This is a genomic window from Salinifilum ghardaiensis (genome assembly GCF_054491345.1).
The window spans coordinates 1,756,525-1,780,178 of sequence record NZ_CM137101.1 but is presented as its reverse complement, the minus strand read 5'-3'; the positions used below and the strand labels follow the sequence as shown (position 1 = coordinate 1,780,178).

General features: G+C 73.6%; 23 protein-coding genes. 15 read left to right on the top strand and 8 right to left on the bottom strand.

The window, feature by feature from the left end; all coding sequences use genetic code 11:
* Positions 1 to 283 precede the first annotated feature (283 nt).
* Together ACVGV0_RS08070 and ACVGV0_RS08065 are read left to right on the top strand one after the other, a co-directional pair.
* Positions 284 to 1,573: a glutamate decarboxylase gene (locus tag ACVGV0_RS08070; RefSeq protein WP_459159239.1), complete on the top strand. Its 1,290-nt coding sequence runs from the start codon at positions 284 to 286 to the stop codon at positions 1,571 to 1,573.
* A gap of 179 nt (positions 1,574 to 1,752) precedes the next feature.
* Entirely contained in the window at positions 1,753 to 2,691 is a 939-nt protein-coding gene (locus tag ACVGV0_RS08065) for a nitrilase-related carbon-nitrogen hydrolase (RefSeq protein ID WP_459159238.1), read from the top strand.
* 127 nt (positions 2,692 to 2,818) lie between these two features.
* Here ACVGV0_RS08065 and ACVGV0_RS08060 read toward each other — a convergent pair whose 3' ends face one another.
* A complete protein-coding gene (locus tag ACVGV0_RS08060) occupies positions 2,819 to 3,115 on the bottom strand; it encodes a 4a-hydroxytetrahydrobiopterin dehydratase (protein ID WP_459159237.1) in 297 nt (98 codons plus the stop codon).
* Between the two features lie 227 nt (positions 3,116 to 3,342).
* On the opposite strand from ACVGV0_RS08060, the gene larE reads away from it, so the two are divergent.
* From larE to larC, 3 genes are read left to right on the top strand one after another with little or no spacing between them, the layout of a single operon-like run.
* On the top strand, positions 3,343 to 4,170 hold the full coding sequence (gene larE, locus ACVGV0_RS08055; RefSeq protein ID WP_459159236.1) for an ATP-dependent sacrificial sulfur transferase LarE: 828 nt from the start codon (positions 3,343 to 3,345) through the stop codon (positions 4,168 to 4,170).
* Complete coding sequence (larB, locus tag ACVGV0_RS08050) at positions 4,167 to 4,838, top strand: nickel pincer cofactor biosynthesis protein LarB (protein ID WP_459159235.1); 672 nt, start codon at positions 4,167 to 4,169, stop codon at positions 4,836 to 4,838. Before larE ends, larB begins: the two co-directional genes overlap by 4 nt.
* Positions 4,839 to 4,841: 3 nt before the next feature.
* On the top strand, positions 4,842 to 6,179 hold the full coding sequence (gene larC / locus ACVGV0_RS08045; protein ID WP_459159234.1) for a nickel pincer cofactor biosynthesis protein LarC: 1,338 nt from the start codon (positions 4,842 to 4,844) through the stop codon (positions 6,177 to 6,179).
* Positions 6,180 to 6,251: 72 nt separating this feature from the next.
* Here larC and ACVGV0_RS08040 read toward each other — a convergent pair whose 3' ends face one another.
* The gene (locus ACVGV0_RS08040; RefSeq protein WP_459159233.1) at positions 6,252 to 6,656 is read right to left on the bottom strand and encodes a hypothetical protein; all 405 of its coding nucleotides are present in this window, start codon (positions 6,654 to 6,656) and stop codon (positions 6,252 to 6,254) included.
* A gap of 278 nt (positions 6,657 to 6,934) precedes the next feature.
* Here ACVGV0_RS08040 and ACVGV0_RS08035 point away from each other — a divergent pair, with 278 nt between their 5' ends.
* Positions 6,935 to 7,183, top strand: coding sequence for a hypothetical protein (locus tag ACVGV0_RS08035; RefSeq protein WP_459159232.1), 249 nt, complete (start codon positions 6,935 to 6,937; stop codon positions 7,181 to 7,183).
* A gap of 64 nt (positions 7,184 to 7,247) precedes the next feature.
* Positions 7,248 to 8,045 carry an exodeoxyribonuclease III gene (locus tag ACVGV0_RS08030; RefSeq protein ID WP_459159231.1) on the top strand — a complete coding sequence of 266 codons (798 nt, stop codon included), beginning with the start codon at positions 7,248 to 7,250 and terminating at the stop codon, positions 8,043 to 8,045.
* Positions 8,046 to 8,093: 48 nt separating this feature from the next.
* Here the strand turns inward: ACVGV0_RS08030 and ACVGV0_RS08025 are convergent, their stop codons facing one another.
* On the bottom strand, positions 8,094 to 9,101 hold the full coding sequence (locus ACVGV0_RS08025) for an Acg family FMN-binding oxidoreductase (RefSeq protein WP_459159230.1): 1,008 nt from the start codon (positions 9,099 to 9,101) through the stop codon (positions 8,094 to 8,096).
* 168 nt (positions 9,102 to 9,269) lie between these two features.
* Here ACVGV0_RS08025 and ACVGV0_RS08020 point away from each other — a divergent pair, with 168 nt between their 5' ends.
* The 3 genes from ACVGV0_RS08020 (at position 9,270) to ACVGV0_RS08010 (ending at position 13,122) form a co-directional block, all read left to right on the top strand.
* On the top strand, positions 9,270 to 10,538 hold the full coding sequence (locus tag ACVGV0_RS08020) for an aminotransferase family protein (RefSeq protein WP_459159229.1): 1,269 nt from the start codon (positions 9,270 to 9,272) through the stop codon (positions 10,536 to 10,538).
* A 123-nt stretch (positions 10,539 to 10,661) separates the two neighbouring features.
* The gene (locus ACVGV0_RS08015) at positions 10,662 to 11,168 is read left to right on the top strand and encodes an ATP-binding protein (RefSeq protein WP_459159228.1); all 507 of its coding nucleotides are present in this window, start codon (positions 10,662 to 10,664) and stop codon (positions 11,166 to 11,168) included.
* Between the two features lie 124 nt (positions 11,169 to 11,292).
* Entirely contained in the window at positions 11,293 to 13,122 is a 1,830-nt protein-coding gene (locus ACVGV0_RS08010; protein ID WP_459159227.1) for a transketolase, read from the top strand.
* Positions 13,123 to 13,187: 65 nt separating this feature from the next.
* Here ACVGV0_RS08010 and ACVGV0_RS08005 read toward each other — a convergent pair whose 3' ends face one another.
* Positions 13,188 to 13,460 carry a DUF3040 domain-containing protein gene (locus ACVGV0_RS08005; RefSeq protein WP_459159226.1) on the bottom strand — a complete coding sequence of 91 codons (273 nt, stop codon included), beginning with the start codon at positions 13,458 to 13,460 and terminating at the stop codon, positions 13,188 to 13,190.
* 134 nt (positions 13,461 to 13,594) lie between these two features.
* A complete protein-coding gene (locus tag ACVGV0_RS08000) occupies positions 13,595 to 14,617 on the bottom strand; it encodes an MBL fold metallo-hydrolase (protein WP_459159225.1) in 1,023 nt (340 codons plus the stop codon).
* Between the two features lie 159 nt (positions 14,618 to 14,776).
* Here ACVGV0_RS08000 and ACVGV0_RS07995 point away from each other — a divergent pair, with 159 nt between their 5' ends.
* Genes ACVGV0_RS07995 through ACVGV0_RS07985 form a run of 3 tightly spaced genes read left to right on the top strand, consistent with a single transcriptional unit; the run spans position 14,777 to position 17,924 of the window.
* A complete protein-coding gene (locus ACVGV0_RS07995; RefSeq protein WP_459159224.1) occupies positions 14,777 to 15,487 on the top strand; it encodes a FadR/GntR family transcriptional regulator in 711 nt (236 codons plus the stop codon).
* 51 nt (positions 15,488 to 15,538) lie between these two features.
* Complete coding sequence (locus tag ACVGV0_RS07990; protein WP_459159223.1) at positions 15,539 to 16,981, top strand: four-carbon acid sugar kinase family protein; 1,443 nt, start codon at positions 15,539 to 15,541, stop codon at positions 16,979 to 16,981.
* 28 nt (positions 16,982 to 17,009) lie between these two features.
* A complete protein-coding gene (locus tag ACVGV0_RS07985) occupies positions 17,010 to 17,924 on the top strand; it encodes an NAD(P)-dependent oxidoreductase (protein WP_459159222.1) in 915 nt (304 codons plus the stop codon).
* Between the two features lie 99 nt (positions 17,925 to 18,023).
* Here the strand turns inward: ACVGV0_RS07985 and ACVGV0_RS07980 are convergent, their stop codons facing one another.
* Both ACVGV0_RS07980 and ACVGV0_RS07975 read right to left on the bottom strand, forming a co-directional pair.
* Positions 18,024 to 18,590, bottom strand: coding sequence for a helix-turn-helix transcriptional regulator (locus tag ACVGV0_RS07980; protein ID WP_459159221.1), 567 nt, complete (start codon positions 18,588 to 18,590; stop codon positions 18,024 to 18,026).
* A 261-nt stretch (positions 18,591 to 18,851) separates the two neighbouring features.
* Positions 18,852 to 20,813, bottom strand: coding sequence for an aconitate hydratase (locus ACVGV0_RS07975; protein ID WP_459159220.1), 1,962 nt, complete (start codon positions 20,811 to 20,813; stop codon positions 18,852 to 18,854).
* Positions 20,814 to 21,018: 205 nt separating this feature from the next.
* On the opposite strand from ACVGV0_RS07975, the gene ACVGV0_RS07970 reads away from it, so the two are divergent.
* On the top strand, positions 21,019 to 21,450 hold the full coding sequence (locus ACVGV0_RS07970; protein ID WP_459159219.1) for a DUF4383 domain-containing protein: 432 nt from the start codon (positions 21,019 to 21,021) through the stop codon (positions 21,448 to 21,450).
* 110 nt (positions 21,451 to 21,560) lie between these two features.
* Entirely contained in the window at positions 21,561 to 22,394 is an 834-nt protein-coding gene (locus ACVGV0_RS07965) for a DUF2804 family protein (protein WP_459159218.1), read from the top strand.
* 133 nt (positions 22,395 to 22,527) lie between these two features.
* Here the strand turns inward: ACVGV0_RS07965 and ACVGV0_RS07960 are convergent, their stop codons facing one another.
* A complete protein-coding gene (locus ACVGV0_RS07960; RefSeq protein WP_459159217.1) occupies positions 22,528 to 23,526 on the bottom strand; it encodes a TerC/Alx family metal homeostasis membrane protein in 999 nt (332 codons plus the stop codon).
* Between the last annotated feature and the right edge of the window lie 128 nt (positions 23,527 to 23,654).

Below are 23,654 nucleotides of genomic sequence, written 5' to 3'. Positions count from 1 at the left end.
CCGCGGTTCGCCGCCCCGCGGCTCGACATCCCCTCCGCGGCGCGGGCACGCGGTGCACTGGAGTCCGCAGTAGAACAGAACACCTCGCGCGCGGCTCCCGCCGAACGCTGCGGGAAGCAGCCGATTCCCGCCGGCGAGCCCCGCGCAGCGGTCCTTTCGACGCCGTCCTTCCGGCACACCGGGGACGGCGGTCGTGGCACGAAGAGATCATGGTGCCCCTCGCGCGCAGCGGCCTACCTTTCTCACTGAAAGCGACACCGCTCCACGCGAGGAGGTACACGGCATGTCGGCCCAGCCGACCCCACGCTGTGCCAGCACCGAACTCGGACACGGTCCCACGACTGCCATACCTGCCCAAGGCTGGGGCTCGGCTGCGACGCTCGGATTCATCCGCGACCACCTGCGCCACGACGTTCCGCCGGACCGCAATCTGGCCACGTTCCTGTCCACCTCGTTCGACGCCGAGACCCGGCAGCTCTACCAGGACTTCCTGGAGCACAACCTCGTCGACCGCGACCAGTACCCGGGCATCAGCGAGCTCGAGGAGAACTGCCTGCGGATCATCGCCGACCTCTGGAACGCCGACCCGCGCTCGGCCGTCGGTGACGCGACCACGGGCTCCAGCGAGGCCGCCCTGCTCGCCGGCGCGGCGATGCTGCGGAACTGGCTGCACCACCGCGGCCGCGGGGAGCCCGCCGATCGCCCCAACCTGGTCCTCGGATCCGACGCCCACGTCTGCTGGCGCAAGTTCTGCCGGTACTGGCAGGTCGAACCGCGGGTCGTGCCGGCGACCCCGGGGCGCATCGGGCTCACCCCGGACTCCGCCGCGCAGGAGTGCGACGAGAACACCATCGGCGTCGTGGCGATCCTCGGATCCACCATCGACGGCACCTACGATCCCGTCCACGACATCGCGGCGGCGCTGGACGCGGTGGCGCAGCGCCGCGGCATCGACGTACCGCTGCACGTGGACGCGGCCTCCGGCGGGTTCATCGCACCGTTCCTCGACCCCGAGCTGCCGTGGGACTTCCGGGTCCCGCGCGTGCGCTCGATCAACGCCTCGGGGCACAAGTACGGGCTCGTACCCCCGGGACTGGGCTGGGTGCTCTGGCGCGACCAGGGCGCGCGCACCGGATGGCTGCACTTCGACACGAACTACCTCGGACGCACCCGCACGCACCACGAGCTGAGCTTCTCCCGGTCCGCAGCCCCCGTCGTGGTGCAGTTCTACAACTTCCTGCGCCTCGGGTTCGACGGCTTCCGGCACAAGCACCGCGCCACCAGGGACAAGGCGATGCACCTGGCGCGCGAGCTGCGCGCCACGCACGCGTTCGAACTGCTCGGCGACGGCAGCCAGTTACCCGTGCTGGCCCTGACCCCGCGCGACGGGAGCAAGCTGCACGAGCTCTCGCTGCACCTGGCCGAGCGCGGCTGGTCGGTGCCGGTGTACACGCTGCCACCGGACTTGGAGGAGACCGAGGTCCTCCGCGTCGTGGTGCGCGAGGACATGACGTGGGACGACGTCGAGGCCTTCGTCCGCGCGGTGCGCGAGTTCACCGGCGTCGTCCGGTGACACGGCGTCGTCCGGTGACCGCTCGCCCAGTAGCAGGGCGCCCGGTGGCACCGGGCGAGGCCCCGACCGACCCGGCGCGGTGCGCGGGAGCTCCAGCCCCGGACCGCGCACCGCCCGAGAAACGCGGCGCACGAGCCGCGACCGGGAGCACGCATCACCGAATCCGCAACACCTGGGAGATGTCCATGCAACCTGTCCGCATCACCACCAACATCACGCGCCCCGCCCCGCCCGCGTCCGGATCGGGGGTGCGCCTGGCGCTGTTCCAGGCCGAGAACCCGGCGGGCACGGAGGAGGCCGTGCGGCACAACCTCGCGCGCATGCGCGAGGCCGTGCGCCTCGCCGCCCGGTACTCCAGCCACGTCTGCGCGTTCCCCGAGTGCTACAACACCGGTTACTCGCTCGGCCCCGCCGAGTGCCAGGAGCTGGCGGAGACCACCGACGGCCCCACAGTGCGAGCGGCCCGGGAGGCCTCCCGGGACCACGGGACGGCCATCGTGCTGCCCTACGTCGAACGCGACACCGAGCTGGCGACGGTGCACGACTCGATCGCGTTCGTCGTGGACGGCGAGCTCGTCGCGAACTACCGCAAGACCCACCTGTACGGCTCCGCCGAGCGGAAGAACTTCACCCCGGGTGACGCGCTGCCGCCGGTGGTCGACGTCAACGACTTCCCGGTGGGGATCCTGAACTGCTACGAGTGCGAGTTCCCGCCGCTGTACCAGAACCTGGTGCAGCGCGGTGCGCAGCTGATCATCGGACCGACGGCCGCCGATCACCACTTCGTCCTGCCCGACGGCAGCCCCACGACGGTCCCCTACCCGGACGCCACCGAGCACATCATCCCCGCCATGGCCGCGGTGTGGCGGACGTTCGTGGCCTACGCGAACCGCCGCGGCTGGGAGGTCTCCGAGCGCGGGCAGTGGGAGTACCGCGCCAACTCGGGCGTGTGGGGCCCGGACGGGCGGGCCGTGGTCCGCGCGGGCGAGGCGGAGCGCACCGCGGACAGCCTGCTGATCGGCGACTGCGTTCCGGAGCGCTCCGCACCGTTCAGCCCGGAGGGCAACCACCTCGCGGACCTGCGGCTGCGGCTGGACACCAGCGCGCTGGCGGGCTGACCCCCGCTCCGGTGCCGGCGCTCCTACCGGCACCGGAGCCCCCTCGCTGCGCGGCGCCCGCCTCCGCTGCGGGTGCTCCGGTGCCGCGGCACGCGGGAGCTGCGGACCGCCGCGGGTGCCGGCCGGTTCAGCTCGCGGGTTCGACGATGCCGTTGATGCGACGGACCAGCGCGAGGTCGCCCTCGGTCACGCCGCCGGCGTCGTGGGTGGTCGTCGTGACCGTCACCCGGTTGTAGTCGTGCACGGTGATGTCCGGGTGGTGGTTGAGCTCGTTCGCCGCGAAGGCGACGACGTTGGCCACCTGCACCGCCCCGTTGAATCCCTTGCGCTGCCAGGTGCGGGTCAGGCTCGAGCCCGTGTACTGCCACTCGCCCAGGTCGGCGAGGGCGCTGTGGATGGCGTCGGTGGACAGCAGCTCGGCCATCGTCTCCTCACAGTTCCGCGTCGGAGTCCTCTCCCCGCGAATCTACCTCCCGGCCGCGCGCACCGCGGCCGGTCGGCGTCCAGGAGCGCGGGCGCTCGCGGTCTCGGCTCGCTTCCGCCGACCCGGCGTGATCGATCCTTGACAGTGCGCGCGCACCGCGGCCTAGAGTAGGCGCTCGGAGCCCGCCGGGCAGGCAGGGACTCCAGGCACGCGACGAAGGAGCGGACGTGACCAGTTCGCCGTTGCAGCGGCTGCGGGACCGGATCGCCCGGGAGGACCGCCTCGTGGTGGCCTTCTCCGGCGGAGTCGACTCCGCGCTGCTGGCTGCCGTGACGCACGAGGTCCTGGGTTCGCGGATGCTGGCGGTCACGGCGGTGTCCCCGAGCCTGGCCACCTCCGAGCAGCGCCGGGCGCGCGCGTTCGCGCGCGACCGGGGGATGCCGCACGTCGAGGTGTGCACCGACGAGGCCGAGCGGCCGGAGTACCGGGCCAACGACGGCTCCCGCTGCTACCACTGCAAGACGGCGCTGTTCGACGCGCTCGAACCGCTGCTGAACGCGTTCGGCGACGCGCGCGTGGCCATGGGCACGAACAGCGACGACTTGGGCGACCACCGCCCCGGGCAGCAGGCGGCCGCCGAGCGCGGGGCCTGCACTCCGCTGGTCGACGCCGGCTTCTCCAAGCTCCTCGTGCGCGAGGCGAGCACCGAACTCGGTCTCTCCACTGCGGACGAACCCGCGGCGGCGTGCCTGGCTTCCCGGGTCGCCTACGGCGACCCGGTGACGCCCGAGCTGCTGGCGCGCGTCGAGCGGGCGGAATCGGCGGTGCGCGAGCTCGGTTTCCGCGAGTCCCGGGTGCGGGCGCACGCGCAGGGCACCGTCGCGCGCGTCGAGGTCCCCGAATCCGAGATCCCCCGCGCCGCCGCCGTGCACTCCGAACTGGACAGCGCGGTGCGCGCCGCCGGGTTCCGGTTCTGCTCGCTGGACATGGGCGGTTTCGCCAGCGGCCGGATGAACGTGCTGCTGGAGTTGTCCCCGTCCCGGACCGCCTCGTGACCGGCTACACCGACCTGGGGTACGCCCGGGTGGACACCGACCGGGAGGAGCGGCAGGGGCTCGCCGAGGTCATCTACGCCCCGGGCAAGCAGGACGAGGAGGTCGCCGGCATCGCCGCGCGGCTGCTGTCCGAGAGCAGCGGTCCGGTGCTGGCCACGCGCGTGCCGCGGGCGAGCGCGCAGCACGTGCTGCGCGAGGTCCCGGGCGGGGCCTACGACGAGGAGGCGGGACTGCTGGTGTGGCGTCCGCGCGCGGCGGCGGACTTCCGGGTGCTGGTGGTGACGGCCGGTACGGCCGACGGACCGGTGGCCGCCGAAGCGGCCGCGGTCTCCGGCGCGATCGGTCTGTCCACTGAGGTCGTCCGCGACGTGGGGGTGGCGGGGTTGCACCGGCTGCTCGCCGAGCGCGGGCGCTTGGAGGCGGCCGATGCCGTCATCGTCGTCGCCGGCATGGAGGGCGCGTTGGCCAGCGCCGTCGGCGGGCTCGTGCCCTGCCCGGTCGTCGCGGTGCCCACCTCGACCGGTTACGGGGCCGCGCTGGAGGGTGTCACGGCGCTGCTGGCGATGCTGTCCTCGTGCGCGTCGGGGGTCACGGTGGTCAACATCGACTCCGGTTTCGGCGCGGCGATGGCCGCGCAGCGCTTGGCCCACAGCCGCGGCCGGGAGTGAGCGGTGCTGCTGTGGCTCAACCCCACCACCGGCGTGTCGGGCGACATGCTGCTCGGGGCGCTGCTCGGCCTCGGAGCCCGGCTCGACGCGGTGCGCGCGGCCATCGCCTCGACGGGGCTCCCCGGCTGGCAGCTGGAGCACACGACCGCGGAAGTCGGCGGTTTCCTGGCCGACCGGGCCGCGGTCCACCTCGGGGAGGCCGGGCACGTCGGGGAGGCCGGGCACGTCCGGGAGGACGACACCGCGCGGACGGCCGCGGAGCTGGTGGAGCTCGTCCGCCGTGCCCGCCCCGAGCCGGTCGCCGACCTGGCCGCGCGGGCGGTGTCCGAACTCGGCCGGGCGGAGGCCCACCTGCACGGACGGCCGTTCGACGAGGTCCACCTGCACGAGGTCGGCGGCGCGGACACCGTCGTCGACGCGGTCGGCGTGGCCGCCGCGGTGCACGACCTCGGCGTCACCGCCGTGCACTCCGCCCCGATCGCCCTGGGCACCGGCACCGTGGAGTGCGAGCACGGAGTGCTGCCCGCCCCCGCTCCCGCGACGACGCGGCTGCTGCGGCAGGCCGCCGTGGTGGGCACCGATCTGCCCGGGGAGACGGTGACCCCGACGGGAGCGGCGCTGCTGGCGGCGATGGAGGCGGACTACCGGCCGCCACCGGCGATGACGCTGCGCGCCACGGCCTACGGCGCGGGCTCGCGCCGCTTCGCGCAGCGCCCCAACATGCTGCAGGCGAGCCTGGCCGCGCCGCTGCGCGGCACCCCCGAGCCGCCCGGCGGTGCGGTACCGCACACCCCCTCCGCGCAGCGCACGCCGTCACCCGCCGTCGCGGCGCACGAGGGTCCCTGCGCGGCGGGCGCTCCGGCACCCGCGGCGCAGCACGCCACCGCGGCGGAATCGGGCGCGGAGCCGATGGTGCTGCTCGAGTGCACGGTGGACGACGTCACCGGTGAGACGCTGGGGCACGTGCTGCAGCGCAGCCTCGATCACGGGGCCGCCGACGCGTGGGTCACCCCGGCGGTGATGAAGAAGACCCGCCCCGGGCACGTGCTCCACGTGCTGTGCGCTCCGGAGCACGAGGACGCTCTCGGCGAGCTGGTGCTGGCCGAGACGGGCAGCCTCGGGATGCGGCGCGTTCCGGTGCAGCGCCGGGCGGCACCGCGCGAAGTCGTCACCGTCACGCTCGAGGGGCACCCGGTTCGGGTGAAACGAGGTCCGTGGCAGGCGAAACCGGAGCACAGCGATCTCGTCACCGCGGCGGGCGCGCTCGGCCTCCCGGTCCGCACCGCCGCCCGCCGCGCGATGGCGCAGTTCGAGGCCGAGCACGGGGGCGACGACGGCTGAACGCCGACCGGACGTCCGAGCCCCCGTGCGCAACCGGCCCCGCGCCGGGCGGAACGCTCCGGCGGTGCCCCGCTATGGCCAGTCGCTCCCGGTCCCGCCGCCCGGCAGCTGGTCGGGCTCGGCCTCCGCGTCCGGATCGTCCGCCGCGGAGCGGCCGACGCGCTCGGCGTAGTCCTCCGGTGCGAGCTCCTCGGGCGATCCGGACATCTCCGCCTCGGCGCCGGCGGGCGCGTCCGGTCGTTCCTCGGCGAGCTCCTCGTCGAGGCTCTCCCCTTCCCGATCCGAGCGGGTCGTCGGGCGGTGGGCGGTGACGACCGTCCAGTCCTCGGGCGGGTCCACGCCCTCTTCGACGGGGTCGCCGCCGAGCTCGTCGGTGTCGAGGTCCTCCGCGGACTGCAGGTTCGCGGGGTCCTGCGGGGACTCGGGCGCAGCGCCCGTTTCGTCCGATGTCGGGGTGGTGGCGTCGGGATCGGTCATCGTGACTCCTTCCGGTGTCCTCCCTTCCGGGATGCGCGCGCGCGTTTCCTTCCCGATTCCGCGCTTACCCCACAGTCTCGGGGGAGAAACAGCATGCCGCGCCGGGTCCGACGCGTCGTCGCCGGACGATCTCTTGACTCCACCGTGGAGACTGCTAGGGGACGGTACGTACACGGTTTCCGCGGCTTTATTCATCCGATCGCGTGAAAGCTGGAACCGCGTCCTCTTCCTCGGAGTCACATCGGCAACGGACCGAAACGAACCTGGAGAGCAACGCCATGCAGCACCACGTGCACGTCGAACTCATCGGTGGCCCCGAGGACGGGCGCACCTTCGTCATGCCGACCGCCCCGGGCGGTGCCGGCGAGCAGCAAGGCCCCTTACCGTTCGCGACGTTCACCCTGCCCGGCCCGGTCCCCGACGAGGACTGCCCCGCCGTGCGCTACGACCTGGGAGAGTGCCGCCCGGACGGGGTGTGGTGCTACGACTTCGTCGGCGAGCAGCTCGCGGCCCGCACCGAGCGCTGAACCACGCGGCGCGGCGCCGCCTGGCGCGTGATCCCGCGGCGAACGGGTATGCCAGGCTGTCCGCATGCGGATCGCCACGTGGAACGTCAACTCGGTCAGCGCCCGCCTGCCACGGCTCGTGGACTGGCTGTCGACGCGCGAGCCGAACGTGCTCTGCTTGCAGGAGACCAAGTGCGCCGCGGATTCCTTCCCGGTCGACGAGATCTCCGAGCTCGGCTACGAGGTCGCCGCCCACGGGACGGGGCGCTGGAACGGGGTGGCGATCCTGTCCAACGTGGGGCTGGTGGACGTCCGGCGCGGCCTGCGGGACGAGCCCGGGTTCCAGGCGGACGACGCGCTGGTGCCCGCGACCGAGTCCCGGGCGATCGGCGCCACCTGCGGCCCGCTGCGCGTGTGGTCGGTGTACGTCCCGAACGGCCGTGAAGTCGGTCACGCGCACTACGACTACAAGCTCGAGTGGTTGCGCGCGCTGGGCGCGACCGCCGGGCACGAACTGGTGCCGGACGCGCCGCTGTCCGTGCTCGGCGACTTCAACGTCGCCCCCGCCGACGAGGACGTGTGGGACATCTCCGAGTTCGACGGCTACACGCACGTCACCCAGGACGAGCGGGACGCGCTGCGCTCCCTCGGCGAAGCGGGGTTGTCCGAGGTCTACCCGCGACCGCTGAAGTACGACGTGCCCTTCACCTACTGGGACTACCGCGGTGGCGCGTTCCCGCGCAACATGGGCATGCGCATCGATCTCGTCTACGGCAACGCGCCGTTCACCGGAGCCAGCAGCGACGCCTACGTGGACCGGGAGGCCCGCAAGGGCAAGGGCCCGTCCGACCACGCCCCGGTCGTCGTCGACCTCGACCTGTGACCTCCCCCCGGTGCGCCGGGTACCTCCCCGGCGCACCTCGCGGTCGCCTCAGGCGCTGAACACGTCCGGCAGCGACCGCCGCGCCGTGGCCTGCTCGGGAATGCCGGAGCGCGGGTAGCCCAGGCGCAGCAGGACCTGCGGCTCGCCCGCCAGCCCGAGCGCCCCGCGCAGCCCGTCGCGCACCTCGGACAGCCGCAGCGGCTGCGTCATCACCGAGCCGACCAGGCCCAACCGCGTGGCCTCGAGCCACACGCGCTGCAGCGCCTCACCCGCCTGGAAGTGCTCGCGGGGGCCGTCCCCCGGCGTGCTGAACACGAGCACGGTCTCCCGGCGCAGCCGGTCGACCAGCTGCTCCTCCGCGGGCACCGGGACCCCGCGGGTGGCCAGACCGGCGGCCGCCACGCCACCGGTGCCCAGCGCGCACCGCGGCATGCCCTCGACGGGAGCCCGGTCGGTGCGCGCGGAGATCCAGGTGGTGAGCTCCTGCTGGTACCGCGGATCGGTGCGGTGCTCGCGCGCAGCGCGCGCGAGCAGCGAGGCCGCGTTCTCGCGCGCGGCGTCGCCGACGCGCGCGACCGGCACCGTGGCGGCGGCGAGGAGCGACGAGCGGGTGGACTCCGGGACCGGCCGGTCGGCGAACTCGGCCCGGTGGCTGCTGCGGTGCGTGATCGCCCGCCACCGCCCTCCGTCCGCGCTGCTCGCGCGCTGCCGGTGCGTGGCGAACACGGTCGCCCCCGCGTCGGGTTGGTCCTCGTCGACGGACCAGCGCACGTCCGGCACCCACCCCATCCCGCGCATCGCGATCGCGAGGTTCGCCACCGCCGCCCCGCAGGAGATCCGCCGGTCGCGCCCGTGCGGGTCGTGCTCGGGCACGCGCACGGTCAACCGCTGGCGCAGCGAGACGCTGCGCGTGCGCACCCGGATCGTCCACGGCTGCGAGTTGTGCACCGACGGCGCGCGGCGGACGGCTTCGGCCAGCACGGCCGCCTCGTCCGGGGACCACGGCGGCTGGGTGGCCCAGCTGTGGGCGGATCGGAGCAGGGGGAACCACGTCATCGGCACACCTTTCGCTGGGAGCGGGTCGATGCTCCCGAGCGTGCCGAGCTCCCGGCATGCAGCGCAGAGGATTAAGTCCCAGTGTGAGCCGGTAGGTGGAGGTTGCGTTGCTCCCGAGCAGGCACTGGCGCAGCGGCCGGGGCCGGCGGTGCGCACGAGGAGGTTGCGATGTCGGAGGATCGGCAGGACGGCACGGCGCTGTGGCACCCGTTCGCGGACATGTTCGCCGTCGAGCAGGACCGGATGACCCTGGAGCGCGGCGAGGGCGTGTGGGTCCACGACGATCGCGGGCGGCGCTACCTCGACGGCACCGCGAGCCTGTGGTACTGCAACGTGGGGCACGGCAGGCAGGAGATCGTCGACGCCGTGGCGGAGCAGATGCGGCGGCTCGAGGCCTACAGCACGTTCGGCGACCTCACCAACGCACCGGCCGAGCGGCTGGCGCACCGCCTCGCCGAGCTGGCTCCGATGGACGGCGCGAAGATCTTCCTCACCTCGGGCGGCGGCGAGGCGATCGACACCGCGGCGAAGCTGGCGCGCCGGTACTGGGTGCAGCGCGGCGCGCCCGGGCGCACCCACCTGCTCAGCCGCGGTCAGGCCTACCACGGCACGAACGGGTTCGGCACCGCGCTGGGCGGCATCGCCCCGAACCGCGAGGGCTTCGGCGAGCTGATCCCCGGCGCCGAGCCGGTGGTCTTCGACGACGCCGCGGAGCTGCGGGCGGCGGTCGCCCGCATCGGCCCGGAGAACATCGCCGCGTTCTTCGCGGAACCGGTCATCGGCGCGGGCGGGGTGCACCCGCCCCCGGCCGGGTTCCTGGAGTCGGCGGCCGCGATCTGCCGGGAGAACGGCATCCTGTTCATCGCCGATGCGGTGATCTGCGGGTTCGGCCGCGTGGGCGACTGGTTCGGTGTCGAGAGGTGGGGCCTGCGACCGGACATGATCACGTTCGCGAAGGGGGTCACCAGCGGTTACCTGCCGCTCGGCGGGGTGGCGATCGCGGGCGAGGTCGCCGAACCGTTCTTCAGCCGGCCGGGGGTCGTGTTCCGGCACGGGCCGACCTACGCGGGGCACCCGGCCGCCGCGGCGGCCGCCCTGGCCAATGTGGACATCCTGCGGCGCGAGCAGCTGCCCGCGCGGGTGAAGGACCTCGAGGCGCCGCTGCACGAGATGCTCCGCGCGCTGCAGTCGCACCCCGCTGTGCGCGAGGTCCGCGGTGGCACGGGGCTGCTCGGGGCGGTGGAGTTGCAGCCCGACCTGCTCACCGCGGATTCCGCCGCGGTGAGCAGGCTGGTCCGGGCGGTGCGCGCGGAGGGCGTCCTCGTGCGCGGCCTGGGCAGCGGTGCGGCGGTGTCCCCGCCGCTGACCATCGACTCCGCGCAGATCGAGCTGATCGGCAGCGCGCTGCGCACCGGCCTGGACGCGCTCGGTAACTGAGAACCCGTTCCTCGAGCCGCTGCGTCGAGTGGAATTCCTCGCCCCCGGGGCGACACGCGGCGCTGTGCTTGACAGGATACGGGCCTCGAAGGCGAGAGCGGCCACGGACGGAGGACGAACCAGTTGAACACGAGCACCGCCCAGGTGGACGACCTGCGACTCATCGCGCTGCCGAGTGCCGTGAACTGCACGGACATGTTCGTACGGTTCTCGCTGTCCGAGTGGTCGCTGCCCTCCCTGTACGAAACGGCCACCCAGTTGGCGAGCCAGCTCGTCACCGCCGCGGTGGACAGCGCCGACCCGAAGAGCCCGGGTCTGATCACGGTCCGGCTGCAGCTCAGCGGTGAAGCGCTGCGGATCGAGGTGGAGGACGAGCAGGCGGCGGAACCGCCCGCGATGTCCCCCGAGCTGGCGGGCGGCCGGTGCGGTTCCCGGGTGCGCGACGAGGGCGGTTGCGTGGCCTGGTGCGAACTCGACCTGCCGACGGGGCTCTCGGCGAACTCCGTCCCCCTGCCCCGCCGCAACCCGAAGCGCTCCGACCAGGCCGAAACACCCGCCGAGGAGACCGCCGAGATCGACCCGGAGGTCATCCAGCGCCTGCTCACCGGCTTGAGCAAGTTCGACGGCTGATCGCCGGCGCGGCGCCGCTGCGCCGCACCGGGCGCACCGCTCGGCGCAGCCCGGGCCGGTGGCGTTCGAGAGCGCTGCCGCGGCAGCGGGTTTGGAACCCTGCCGGCCTGGGCACCACCGGACCATGGACCGCACACACTTCCGAAGCGAACTGGCCCAGCAGCTCCGGGTCGATTCCGTCCGGGCGGCCGCGGCGGCGGGGTCCGGCCACCCCACCTCGTCCATGTCCGCCGCGGACCTCATGGCCGGACTGCTCGACGGCCACCTGCGCATGGACTTCACGCGCGCCGAGGATCCGCGCAACGACCACCTGGTCTTCTCCAAGGGGCACGCCTCCCCGCTGCTGTACTCGTGCTTCAAGGCGGTCGGCGCGATCGACGACGAGGAACTGCTGACCTACCGCTCCTTCGGCAGTCGCCTCGAAGGGCACCCGACACCGGCCCTGCCCTGGGTGGACGTGGCGACGGGATCGCTGGGGCAGGGCCTGCCGACGGGCGTGGGGCTGGCCCTGGCCGCACGCGAGCTCGACCGGCTGCCCAGCCGGGTGTGGGTGCTCTGCGGCGACAGCGAACTCGCCGAGGGCTCGATCTGGGAAGCGCTCGAGCACGCCGGGCACGAGCAGCTGGACAACCTGATCGCGCTGCTCGACATCAACCGCCTGGGGCAGACGGGCGAGACCATGCACGGCTGGGACCTGGAGTCCTACGCCGCGCGCGCCCGCGCGGCCGGGTGGCGCGTGGAGACCATCGACGGCCACGACCCCGAGCAGGTGGAGAACGCGCTGGCCCTGGCGGGCCGGACGGACGGGAGGCCGCTGGCGGTCGTCGCGCGGACGAAGAAGGGCCGCGGGGTGAGCGCGGTCGAGGACCAGCTGGGCGCGCACGGCAAGCCGCTGCCGGACCGCGACGAGGCGGTCGAGGAGCTCGGCGGTCTGCGCGATCTGCACGTCAAGCCCTCCTCGCCCGAGGGCAACGGCACGCGGCACGCGTTCGAGGCCCCCGGCGCCGAGCTGCCCCGGTTCACCACGGGCGAGGAGGTGGCCACGCGGAAGGCCTACGGCCAGGCGCTGAGCGCCCTGGGCAGCAGTCGCGGCGACGTGGTCGCGCTGGACGGCGAGGTGTCCAACTCGACGTTCTCCGAGGTGTTCCGCACCGACCACCCGGACCGGTACTTCGAGATGTTCATCGCCGAGCAGCAGATGCTGGCGGCCGCGGTGGGCATGCAGGCGCGGGGGTGGGTCCCGTTCGCCTCGACGTTCGCCGCCTTCTTCACCCGCGCGTACGACTTCATCCGGATGGCGGCGGTCGGCCGGGCGGACCTGCGCCTGATGGGCTCGCACGCCGGTGTCGCGATCGGTGAGGACGGGCCCTCGCAGATGGGGCTGGAGGACCTGGCCATGATGCGCGCCGTGCACGGCAGCACCGTGCTCTACCCGTCCGACGCCAACCAGACCGCCGCGCTCGTGCGGCTCATGGCCGACCGCCCGGGCATCTGCTACATGCGGACCTCGCGCGGGGCCGCACCGGTGCGCTACGAACCCGGTGAGGAGTTCACCATCGGCGGCTCCCGCGTGGTGCGCGAGGGCGACGACGTGACGCTCGTGGGCGCGGGCGTGACCCTGACCGAGTCGGTCCGCGCCGCCGAGCGGCTCGCCGAGGACGGCATCTCGGCCCGCGTGATCGACCTGTACTCGATCAAGCCGCTGGACACGGGCACCGTGGCGAAGGCGGCGACGGAGACCCGCGCCCTGGTCACCGCCGAGGACCACTGGCCCGCCGGGGGGCTCGGCGAAGCCGTGCTGGCCGCGCTCGCCGACCGCGGCGTGTCGACGCGGACGCGCCGCCTCGCCGTCACCGGGATGCCGGGCTCGGGCAAGCCGGCGGAGCTGCTGCACGAGGCCGGCATCGACGCCGATGCCATCGCGGCCGCGGCCAAGGAGGTCCTCGGCAGCTGAGGTCCGCCGGTCGCCGCCGGGGCGACCGCCGATCCACCGGCCGGTCGGGTCACCGGTCGCCCGGGTCACCGGCCGCGGCCGGTGGTGAGGACACCGGTCAGCGCCACCGCCGCGGCCAGCACCCCGACGGGAACGGCGACCACGGCCATCCCCGCGACGAGGCTGGACAGGCTCAGCACGACGAGCACGGCGACGAGTCCGAACAGGACGGGGCGGCCGAGCGGCTCGCCCGCTTCCTCGCCGCGGAAGGTTTCGAAGCGTTCCACGAGATCCGGGTCCTCGGCCTGCAGGGCGGACTCGATCTCGGCCAGCCGTTCCCACTCGCGTCGACTCAACATAGGGCCGCTCCGTCGCGTCCTCGGGAATGGCTCCCTAGATTGGCATGCACGACGGCGGGAGCACGTACGTCAATTCGGGCGAAATCGAAACTACGGAACGTGTTGGCAGGTGGATCCCGCCCAGGCCGGACCCCTCAGGCCGGCGCGCAGTGCCGCACGCCGTCGATCACCTCGCAGAGGACCCGCTGCTGGTGGTGCAGCACGTCCAGGTGCGCCTGCGTCTCCAGCACGGCGAGCATCTGGTTGAACGGGTCGAGATCGTCGACCGCGTACTCGTGCCGGGTCCAGGTCAGCGCCCGCGCCGCCTCGTACGGCGTGTCGGCGCCGCGCTCGACGGCCGCGGCCGTGGCGCGCAACCGGTCGTCGTGGTGGTCGAGCAGCTCGTCGACGCGCCGGTGCGCGCTGTCGGCGACCGGGCCGTGCGCGGGCAGCAGCCGCATGTCGGGCATGGCGCGCACCCGCCGCAGCGAGGCGAGGTAGTCGCGCAGCGGCGACTCGCTCGGGGCCTGCTCCAGCCCGAGCGAGGGAGTGATGTGCGGCAGCACGTGGTCGCCGGCGAACAGCAGCCCGTTGCGGTCGTCGCAGAACACGAGGTGGCCGGTGGTGTGCCCGGGCGTGGACACCGCGCGCAGCGGGCGCTCGGCCGGGCCGACCTCGGCACCGTGCTCGATCCAGGCGTCCGGGTGCTCCCAGCCGGGCCGGGGGGCCTCGTCGTCGTACAGCGCCGCGAGCGCTTCGACGACCGGTTTGGCACCGCACTCGCGGAGCAGCTCGACCTGCCGCGCCAGCGGGACGTGGTCCGGGTCGGTGAGCCGCTGGACCGTCTCCCGCTCGCCCTCGCCGAGCAGGACGCTGCTGCCGAACTCGCGCCGGAGCGCCACGGCCTGGGTGTAGTGGTCCCGGTGCACGTGGGTGACGAGGAAGCGGCGGATGTCGCCGAGACCGGCGCCGAGCTCGCCGAGCGCCGCGGCGAGCGTCTCGCGCGATTCCTCGAGCGCCCAACCGCCGTCGATCAGCGTCAGCCCCGGCCCGTCGACGAGCGCGTACACGTTCACCGCGCGCAGCCCGTCGTTGGGCAGCGGCAGCGGGATCCGGTACACCCCGGCGCCGACTTCCTGGGCCCCAGGTCGCATCCACTCACGACGCGCGTCGCCCATGCTCACCTCCGTGACGTCTCGAATCAGCCCTACCACACGGGAGGGCCCGGCGTGCTGTGTTCCGCCGCACACCGGCCGGTCGGTCCCGTCGCCGTTGACCCGGCGCGGCGGACCCCCTAATCTCAAGACATCAGACGTCTGATGTCGAATGAGGTACCGATGCCCCTGTCCGCGGACCTGGCCGAGCGGCTCCTCGGCGCCGTCATCGACGGCACCCACCCGCCCGGCGCCGCCCTGCCGCCGGAGGCCGAGCTCGCCGAGCAGCACGGCGTCAGCCGGTTGACGGTGCGCGAGGCGGTCAGCTCCCTGCGGGCGCAGAACATCGTGCACATCCGGCGCGGCCTCGGCACCTACGTCAACGAGCCCGGCACCTGGACGGCGCTGGACCCGGTGATCCGCGCCGCCAACGCCGGACCCGCGCACGGCGCGCTGTCCGAGAGCCTGCTCGAGGCCCGGCGAGTGCTGGAGGAAGGCGCCGCCGAGCTCGCCGCGGCCAAGCGCACCGAGGAGGACCTCGCCCGGCTGCGCGAGCACCTCGCCGCGATGCGCGCCGCCCACGAGCAGTCCGATGTGGACGCCTTCGTGCGGGCGGACCTCGCCTTCCACGACGCGCTCGTGCGCGCCAGCGGCAACATCTTCGTCCCGCTGATGTTCGCCCCGTTCGGGAGGCTGCTGCCCGAGGGGCGGCACGAGACCTCCGCGGTCGCCGCCATCCGGGAGAACGCCACCGCCCAGCACGAGCACATCGTGCGGGCGCTCGAGTCCGGCGACCCCGCCCGCGCGCGCTCGGCGATGGCCGCGCACATGACGCAGACCGGCGAGGACCTGCGCCGCCACGTGCTGGGTCCGGCCGACGCCGGACCCCCCTGACCCCGCCCGCACCCCCGGACGACACGTCACCGGCCGTCGCGAAGGAGCACCATGCCACCGCACCCCGCGGACACCGCCGAGGCCGTGCCCACGGACAGGTTGCTCGCGGACCTGCCCGCTGACCGCGCCGTCGACCCGGACGAGCTCGCCGCCGCGATCGCCGGTGGGCCGCGCGTCGTCGCCCTCGACGACGACCCGACCGGATCGCAGACCATCGCCGACCTCCCGGTGCTGACCACGTGGTCCGTCGACGACCTGCGCTGGGCGCTGCGCGCCTCCGAGACCGGATTCTTCGTGCTGACGAACACCCGCAGCCTCGCCCCGGACGACGCGGCCGCGCGCAACCGCGAGGTCACCGCCGCCCTGCGCACCGCAGCCGCGGCCGAAGGCGTGCGCTGCTCGCTGGTCAGCCGCAGCGACTCCACGCTGCGGGGGCACTTCCCGCTGGAGACCGACGTGCTCGCGGACAGCGCCGCGCGGCAGGGCCACCCGGTCGACGGCGTGGTCCTCGTCCCGGCCTTCCCCGACGCCGGCCGGATCACCGTCGACGCGGTGCACTGGACCCGGAGCGCACCGGGGATGGTGCTGCCGGTCGGACGCACCGAGTTCGCCCGCGACGCCACGTTCGGCTTCAGCAGCTCCGACCTCCGCTCGTGGGTCGCCGAGAAGACCGGCGGCCGCCACGCCCCGGAGCAGGTCCGCGCGATCACCCTGACCGACCTGCGCACCGGCGGGGCCGACCACGTCGCCGACGTCCTCGCCGGGCTGCGCGACGGCGAGCCGGCGGTCGTCGACGCCGTGCACGACGAGGACCTGCGAGTGCTGGCGCTGGCCTCGCTGCGCGCCGAGGCCCGCGGCAGCCACCTGCTCTACCGCGCGGGTCCGTCGTTCATGCGCGCCCGCACCGGCCAGGCGAAGCAGCCGCCGCTGCCGACCGCGCGACTGGCCGAGCTCACCGGTCCCGGGCACGGTCTCGTCGCCATCGGCTCGCACGTCGGCCTGACGACCGCGCAGCTGGCGGAACTCCGCGCTCTCGGCGGGATCGAGGAGCACGAACTGCACGTGCCCAGCCTGCTCGACGACACCGTGCGGGACGAGCACGTCCGGCAGGTCGCCGAGCGGGCCGCCGCCGCGATGGCCGACCGCGACGTCGTCATCACCACCAGCCGCGACCTCGTCACCGGGGCCGGTGCGGACGAGAGCCTGGCCATCGCCCGCGCTGTCTCCGCCGGGCTCGTCGACGCCGTGCGCACCGCCGTCCGCGCCCGCCGCCCGGCGTTCGTCGTCGCCAAGGGCGGCATCACCTCCAGCGACGTCGCCACCGGCGGTCTCGACATCCGACGCGCGGTGGTCCGCGGTCAGATGCTGCCGGGCATCATCTCGCTGTGGGAACCGGTCTCCGGGCAGTTCTCCGGCGTCCCGTACGTGGTGTTCCCCGGCAACGTCGGCGACGCCGAGGCGCTGGCGCACGTGGTCGGCAACCTCCGCACCTGAACGTCCCCTCACCCCACGGAGTTGGCACATGGTCGAGAACCACCCGACGGTCGCGGTGATCGGGCTCGGCGCGATGGGCATGCCCATGGCGCGCCACCTGTCCGCCTCCTTCCCGGTCGCCGCGTTCGACGTCGCCGCCGACCTGCGCGCGCAGGCCGGCGAGTTCGCCGAGACCACCGCCACCAGCCCTGCCGGGGCGGTGCGCGGGGCCGACGTGGTCGTGCTGGCGGTGCGCGACCGCCAGCACGTCGACGCCGCCCTGTTCGGCGCCGACGGTCTCGCCGCAACGGCGCGCCGGGGCACCCCGGTCGTGCTCACCTCCACCGTCGGACCGGACGTCGTGCGCAGCGCGGCCGAGCGGCTGGCCGGACACGGACTAGCCACTGTGGACGCTCCGGTCAGCGGCGGGCCGGCGCGCGCGGGCACGGGAGAGCTGCTCGTCCTCGTCGGTGCCGAGGACGCGGCGCTGTCCACCGCCCGCCCCGTTCTCGACGCGCTGGCCTCCACGCTCACGGTCGTGGGGCCGAACCCGGGTGACGGTCAGGCGCTCAAGGCGATCAACCAGCTGCTCGCCGGTGTGCACATCGCCGCCGCCGGGGAGGCGGTCGCGCTCGCCCGCGAGCTCGGCCTCGACCCGGCCGTGGTGGTGGATGCGCTCGGCGACGGCGCCGCCGGGTCCTTCATGCTGCGCGACCGCGGACCGCGCATGCTCGAGTCCTACGCCGAGGAGGGAGCGCCGGTGCGGTCCCGCATGGACATCTTCGTCAAGGACATGGGCATCGTCACCGAACTCGCCCGGGACAACCGCGTTCCGGCACCGCTGTCGGCCGCCGCCCACCAGTTGTACCTGCTGGGCGAGCGCTCCGGCATGGGAGCTCGCGACGACTCGGAGGTCGTGCGCCTGCTGTCCCCGCGGAGTTCCGCGGAACGGGACGAGGGCTGAAGAACGGGGCGGGGGACGGGCCGCGCGCCGCTGCGCCGCGCGGACCCCCGCTCGTCCGTCCCGGGCAGGGGTTCACCGGCAGGGGTCACCGGCAGGGGGTCACGCGCCCCTGTCCGGAACCGCGCCGTTGAGCGCGCCCTCGTCGAGGATCTTGATCACGGCCGAGGTGCGGTCGGATACCCCCAGTTTGACGAAAACGGCGCGGAGGTGGTTCTTCACCGTCCGCTCGGTGATTCCCATCTGCCGCGCGATCTGCCGATTGGGCTTTCCGCTGAGCAGCAACGACAGGACCTGCCGCTCGCGTTCGGTCAGATCGGTGAAGCGCTCCTTCGGGATCGTGCGCGCGCCGGTCCCGAGCGCCTGCCCCGTTCCGGAGCGCGCCTCCGCACGCGCCGCACCGGCGCGCTCCGCGCCGGAATGCGTCGCATCGGAATGCACCTTCCTGGAATAAACCGAATCGTCACCGTCCTCGGCGTCCGCGCGGAGAAGACGCTCCACTTCGTCGAGCAACCGGTTCGCCCGGCACGTCTGATCGGCGGCCTCCCTGATCAGGGTGCGGATGACGGCCCGCACGGCCTCGTTCTCCGCCCGCTCATCATCGTTCATTCGTTCTCCGAATTTCGGTTGCGCCGCTTCTTGCGCACGAACACCGAGCAGCACCGACATCCTAGTCCACGAACGGCACCATTGGCCGCTGACCGCTCGATATTCCGCCATCCAGCCCACTCCGCGAAAGGAGAAAGCCCCGACGGGCGGACGGCCCGCGTCGCCGATCGAATGATCGGCAGGTGGAATTCCGCCCGCTTCCCGGCCGTTCGACGACGTCCGCCTCCGAGCCGGCCGGAGCCCTCGGCGGGCGCGGCCGACGCCGACGAGCGCACGGCCGGGGCCGCAGCGCTGTGCGACCCCGGCCGTGCAGCTCCTCCGTCACCCCCGTTCCTCGGAGGCCAGCAGCGGGATGAGCCCGCCGTACCGCACCGCGCGGACCTGGCGCGGCGACAGCGAGTGCCGCAGCGCGCAGTCCTCACCGCGGGTGAGGTTGTGCAGGGTCAGTTCCCGCCCCGCGTCGAGCGCCGCACCTGGCCGGTCGAGCGCGAGCACGTCGTCGCGCCGGATCCGGTCGTAGGCGCCCGGATCGGCGAACTCGAGCGCGAGGATGCCGAAGTTCGCCAGGTTCTGCCAGTGGATCCGGGCGAAGGACTTCGCCACGACCGCGCGCAGCCCCAAGTAGCGCGGGGTGATCGCGGCGTGCTCCCGCGAGGAGCCCTGCCCGTAGTTCTCGCCGCCGATGACGATGTGTCCGCTGCCGCCTTGGTGCTCCTTCGCCCGCGCGGGGTAGTCCGGGTCGAGACGGGTGAAGGTGAACTCCGCCAGCTGCGGGATGTTCGACCGGTACGGCAGGGCGCGCGCCCCCGCTGGGGAGATCTCGTCGGTGGAGACGTGGTCCCCGACCTTCAGCAGCACGGGCGCTTCGACGCGTTCCGGCAGCGGCGGGAAGTCCGGCAGCGCCGAGATGTTCGGGCCGCGCTCCAGCTGCTGCTGCCGCGCCTGCTCGTGCGGCAGCGGTTCGACGAGCATGGCGGTGTTGATCGAGGCCTTCTCCGGCAGCTGCGGGCGCGGCGCGCTCATGCCGTGGCTGTTCGCCAGGTCCCGCGGATCGGTGATCACCCCCGTCAGGGCCGAGGCGGCCGCGGTCTCCGGCGAGCACAACCACACCGAGTCCTCCTCGGTGCCCGAGCGGCCGGGGAAGTTGCGCGGGAAGGTCCGCAGCGAGTTGTGCCCCACCGCGGGGGCCTGCCCCATGCCGATGCAGCCCATGCACCCGGACTGGTGAATCCGCGCGCCCGCGGCGATCAGGTCGAACGTCGCGCCCATCCGGGTCATGTCCTCGAGGATCTCCCGCGAGGTGGGGTTGACGTCGAAGCTGACCGCGTCGTCGGTCTGCCGCCCCCGCACGACCTCCGCGGTGGCGGCGAAATCGCGCAGGCCCGGGTTCGCCGAGGAGCCCACGACGACCTGGCTGACCGGTTCTCCCGCCACCTCGCGCACCGGCACCACCTTGTCCGGCGCCGAGGGCTCGGCGATCAGCGGTTCCAGCGCGGACAGGTCGATCTCGTCGGTGACGTCGAAGGTGGCGTCCGGATCGGCGTGCAGCTCGGTGAAGTCCGCGGGCCTGCCCTGGGCCTCGAGGAACTCGCGCACCGCCTCGTCGGCCGGGAAGACCGTGGTGGTCGCCCCGAGCTCCGCCCCCATGTTGGCGATCACGTGCCGGTCCATCGCGGTGAGCTCGTCCAGGCCGGGACCGGAGTACTCGATGATGCGGTTGACGCCGCCCTGCACCGTGTGCCGGCGCAGCATCTCGAGCACGACGTCCTTGGCCGAGACCCAGTCGGGCAGCCGCCCGGTCAGCCGCACTCCCCAGATCTGCGGCATCCGGATGTGCAGCGGCCTCCCCGCGATGGCGACGGCGACTTCGAGCCCGCCGACGCCGATGGCCAGCATGCCCAGCGAGCCGGCCGCGCAGGTGTGCGAGTCGGAGCCCACCATCGTCCTGCCCGGTTTGCCGAAGCGCTGCATGTGCGTCGGGTGGGACACGCCGTTTCCGGGCTTGGAGTACCAGATCCCGTAGCGCTGCGCTGCCGTGCGCAGGAACTGGTGGTCCTCGGCGTTCTTCTCGTCGGCCTGCAGCAGGTTGTGGTCGACGTACTGGACGCTCACCTCGGCCCGCGTGCGGTCCAGCCCCAGGGCCTCGAGCTCCTGCATCACCAGGGTTCCCGTGGCGTCCTGGGTGAGCGTGTGGTCCACCGCCAGCCCGATCTCCGAGCCGGGAGTCATCTCCCCTTCGACCAGGTGATCGGCGATGAGCTTCTGAGCCACGGTGCGCGCCATGTCCACCTCCAGGAGATCGGCGTTCGCGCGGCCTGCCGCACGGCCGCTCCACCGCACTACCCCGCCGCGGGGGCGGCGAAACGATCAGCGGCCGGAACCCGCCGCCCCGGCCGGGGCCGCGACCGGCGGTGCATGCCCGCCCCTCCGGGCGGGTAGGCCGCGGGCGGATCGGCCCACCGCCCACCGCTGCGCACGACGAGGAACGATGAGCACCGCGACGATCAGCCGGCACACCGACTGGCGCAGCTACGTGCTGTGGTGCGAGGGTGCGCTGCTCGTGCTGCTCGCGGGTGCGGGGCTGGTCGCCAACGGCCTCGTGCCGCTGCTCGGCCGCCCCGAGCAGGTGGTCCTCGGCTTCCACGTCAACGGGCTGCACGGGCTGCTGCTGCTCGCCACCGGGCTGGGCGCCCTGAGCTGCTCGTCCCGCAGGTGGGGGCAGCGCCGCTTCCTCGGCGGGCAGGCCGTCGTCTACATCGTCGTGTTCCTGTTCACAGCCTCCCACATGGGGCCGTCCGCGGCCGAGACGATCGGGCTGAGCGTCCACGACGTGTTCCTGCACGCGGCGCTGGCCACCGCCGGGGCGGTGCTGTGGCTGTCGCTGTCGCTGGCGCCGCAGGGCGGGCAGGAGCGCAGCTGAACCGCCACCGCCCGCAGCTGCCGGCGCCGCGGACGTGGGCGGTTCCCCCGACGCACCGAGATCACTAGGATCACGACGTGGTTCGGGTCCAGGTGCAGGGGAGCTCGCGGATGACGGAAGACGCCCTGCCGGTGCGCCGGGTGGGTGCGGCCACCAGCGAACTGCCCCTCGACCCGGCGCGGCTGCCCCTCTTCCGCGGCGGCCGGCCCCGCAAGCTGTGGAGCTACCTCGGGGTGTTCGCACCCGGTGTCCGGCTGTGCGCGGGCGTGGTCCGCATCGCCGGGGCCGTCCAGTCGTTCTGGGCGGTGCACCTGCCCGAGCAGGGGGTCTTCCGCGAACGCACCGCGCTGCGCACCGCCGTCGCGTTCACCGACACCCGCGTGCGGTTCGACGGCCGCGGCGTGCGCGCCCGGCTCGGCCTCGTGCCGTGCGGCGACCGCGTGGACGTGGTCTCCCGCCACGGCCGGCACCCGGTGTGGACCCGCAAGACGCCGCTGCACGTGCGCGGCGCGGTGTCCGTCGACGGCGCGTCGGTGCCCGTCGACGCACCCGGCCTGCGCGACGACTCGGGAGGGCACCACGCCCGCACCACCCGCTGGTTCTGGTCGGCCGGGTGCGGTGTGTCGGCCGAGGACCGCGCCGTGACGTGGAACCTCGTGGACGGGTTGCACGACGACCCGGCCGCCTCCGAGCGCACTGTGTGGATCGACGGGGCCGCCCAGCACGTCGACCCCGTCACCTTCGCCCCGGACCTCACCGCGGTGCACCACGCGCGGGGCGCGCTCTCGCTGCAGCACGAGGCCGAGCGCTCCCGGCACGACCGGCTGGTCGTGCTCGACAGCCACTACCGCCAGCCCTTCGGCGCGGCCGGCGGTTCGCTGCCCGACGGCACCGCGCTGCGCCACGGGGACGGCGTCGTGGAGTGGCACGCCGCCCGCTGGTGAACCCGCCGCGGCGGGCGGGTTCCGCGGGCTCAACGCGGCGGCCGCGCGCCGAGCAGCGCGGCGCAGACGACCACCAGCGCGAGCAGCACGAGCACCGTCACGGCGAGTTCGACGAGGAGGCCCGCCACGACGCTCATTCCCTCGACACCGCGCTGCTGCGCTGGGTGCGGAAGCTGACCAGCGTGACCACGCCGAGCACGAGCACGATCACGCCCAGCGACAGCGGGGTCGGAACATCGGGCACGGCGGGCCACATCTCGTGCGCCCAGTGCAGCACCAGCTTGGCGCCGATGAACGCCAGGATGATGGCCAGGCCGTGGTTGAGGTAGGTCAGCTTGGCCAGGGCCGCGTGCAGGACGAAGTACAGCGCCCGCAGCCCCAGCAGGGCGAACGCGTTCGTGGTGAACACCAGGTACGGATCGGCGGTGATGCCGTACACCGCGGGCACCGAGTCGACGGCGAAGACCACGTCCGCGCCGAAGACCGCGACCACGACCACCGCCAGTGGGGTCAGCGCGCGCCGGCCGCCCTCGCGCACGGTCATCCGCGCGCCGCGGTACTCCTCGGTCACCGGCATGAGGCGGCGCACCAGCCGCACCGACCGCATCTGCGAAACGTCCTTCTCGAACGACTCGCCGCTGATCGCCTCCCGCAGGATCTTCACCGCGGTGACGAACAGGATCGCGCCGAACACGAGGAATGCCCACGTGCCCGCCTGCAGCAGCGCAGCGCCCGCCGCGATGAACGCGCCGCGGAGCACGAGCGCGCCGATGATGCCGTACAGCAGCACGCGCTGCTGCAGCGCCGCCGGCACGGCGAAGGCCGTGAGCAGCAGCATGAACACGAACAGGTTGTCCACCGACAGCGACTTCTCCACCAGGAAGCCGGTGGTGAACTCGAGAGCCTCGGCTCCGCCGTAGGTCGGCCACAGCCACAGGGCGAACAGCAGCGGCAGCGCCAGGTAGAACACGGACCAGCCCACGGCCTCGCGCAGCGACACCTCGTGCGGTCGGTGCGTCACCGCGAAATCCGCGGCGAGCAGCGCGACGAGCACGAGGATGCTGATCGCCCACAGCCAGGGCGTTCCGATCGACTCCGTTCCCGCGGCCGCGGTGAGCGGGGTGCTGAGCACGGTTCTCCTCCTCAAGCAGCGAACTGTCTTGAGGTCTCCTTCACCGCGGCGGGCGGCCGTCCGGGGACGTCGCGGGACGTCCGTACTGACCGGGGCGGCCTCGAGAAGTACTCCCCTCGCGGGGAGTA

Bases quoted from the DNA above. Each gene is read 5' to 3' on its own strand.
- ACVGV0_RS08070 (WP_459159239.1), top strand. From the start codon at position 284: ATGTCGGCCCAGCCGACCCCACGCTGTGCCAGCACCGAACTCGGACAC.
- ACVGV0_RS08065 (WP_459159238.1), top strand. From the start codon at position 1,753: ATGTCCATGCAACCTGTCCGCATCACCACCAACATCACGCGCCCCGCC.
- ACVGV0_RS08060 (WP_459159237.1), bottom strand. From the start codon at position 3,115: ATGGCCGAGCTGCTGTCCACCGACGCCATCCACAGCGCCCTCGCCGAC.
- ACVGV0_RS08040 (WP_459159233.1), bottom strand. From the start codon at position 6,656: ATGACCGATCCCGACGCCACCACCCCGACATCGGACGAAACGGGCGCT.
- ACVGV0_RS08035 (WP_459159232.1), top strand. From the start codon at position 6,935: ATGCAGCACCACGTGCACGTCGAACTCATCGGTGGCCCCGAGGACGGG.
- ACVGV0_RS08030 (WP_459159231.1), top strand. From the start codon at position 7,248: ATGCGGATCGCCACGTGGAACGTCAACTCGGTCAGCGCCCGCCTGCCA.
- ACVGV0_RS08025 (WP_459159230.1), bottom strand. From the start codon at position 9,101: ATGACGTGGTTCCCCCTGCTCCGATCCGCCCACAGCTGGGCCACCCAG.
- ACVGV0_RS08020 (WP_459159229.1), top strand. From the start codon at position 9,270: ATGTCGGAGGATCGGCAGGACGGCACGGCGCTGTGGCACCCGTTCGCG.
- ACVGV0_RS08010 (WP_459159227.1), top strand. From the start codon at position 11,293: ATGGACCGCACACACTTCCGAAGCGAACTGGCCCAGCAGCTCCGGGTC.
- ACVGV0_RS08005 (WP_459159226.1), bottom strand. From the start codon at position 13,460: ATGTTGAGTCGACGCGAGTGGGAACGGCTGGCCGAGATCGAGTCCGCC.
- ACVGV0_RS08000 (WP_459159225.1), bottom strand. From the start codon at position 14,617: ATGGGCGACGCGCGTCGTGAGTGGATGCGACCTGGGGCCCAGGAAGTC.
- ACVGV0_RS07995 (WP_459159224.1), top strand. From the start codon at position 14,777: ATGCCCCTGTCCGCGGACCTGGCCGAGCGGCTCCTCGGCGCCGTCATC.
- ACVGV0_RS07990 (WP_459159223.1), top strand. From the start codon at position 15,539: ATGCCACCGCACCCCGCGGACACCGCCGAGGCCGTGCCCACGGACAGG.
- ACVGV0_RS07985 (WP_459159222.1), top strand. From the start codon at position 17,010: ATGGTCGAGAACCACCCGACGGTCGCGGTGATCGGGCTCGGCGCGATG.
- ACVGV0_RS07980 (WP_459159221.1), bottom strand. From the start codon at position 18,590: ATGTCGGTGCTGCTCGGTGTTCGTGCGCAAGAAGCGGCGCAACCGAAA.
- ACVGV0_RS07975 (WP_459159220.1), bottom strand. From the start codon at position 20,813: ATGGCGCGCACCGTGGCTCAGAAGCTCATCGCCGATCACCTGGTCGAA.
- ACVGV0_RS07970 (WP_459159219.1), top strand. From the start codon at position 21,019: ATGAGCACCGCGACGATCAGCCGGCACACCGACTGGCGCAGCTACGTG.
- ACVGV0_RS07965 (WP_459159218.1), top strand. From the start codon at position 21,561: ATGACGGAAGACGCCCTGCCGGTGCGCCGGGTGGGTGCGGCCACCAGC.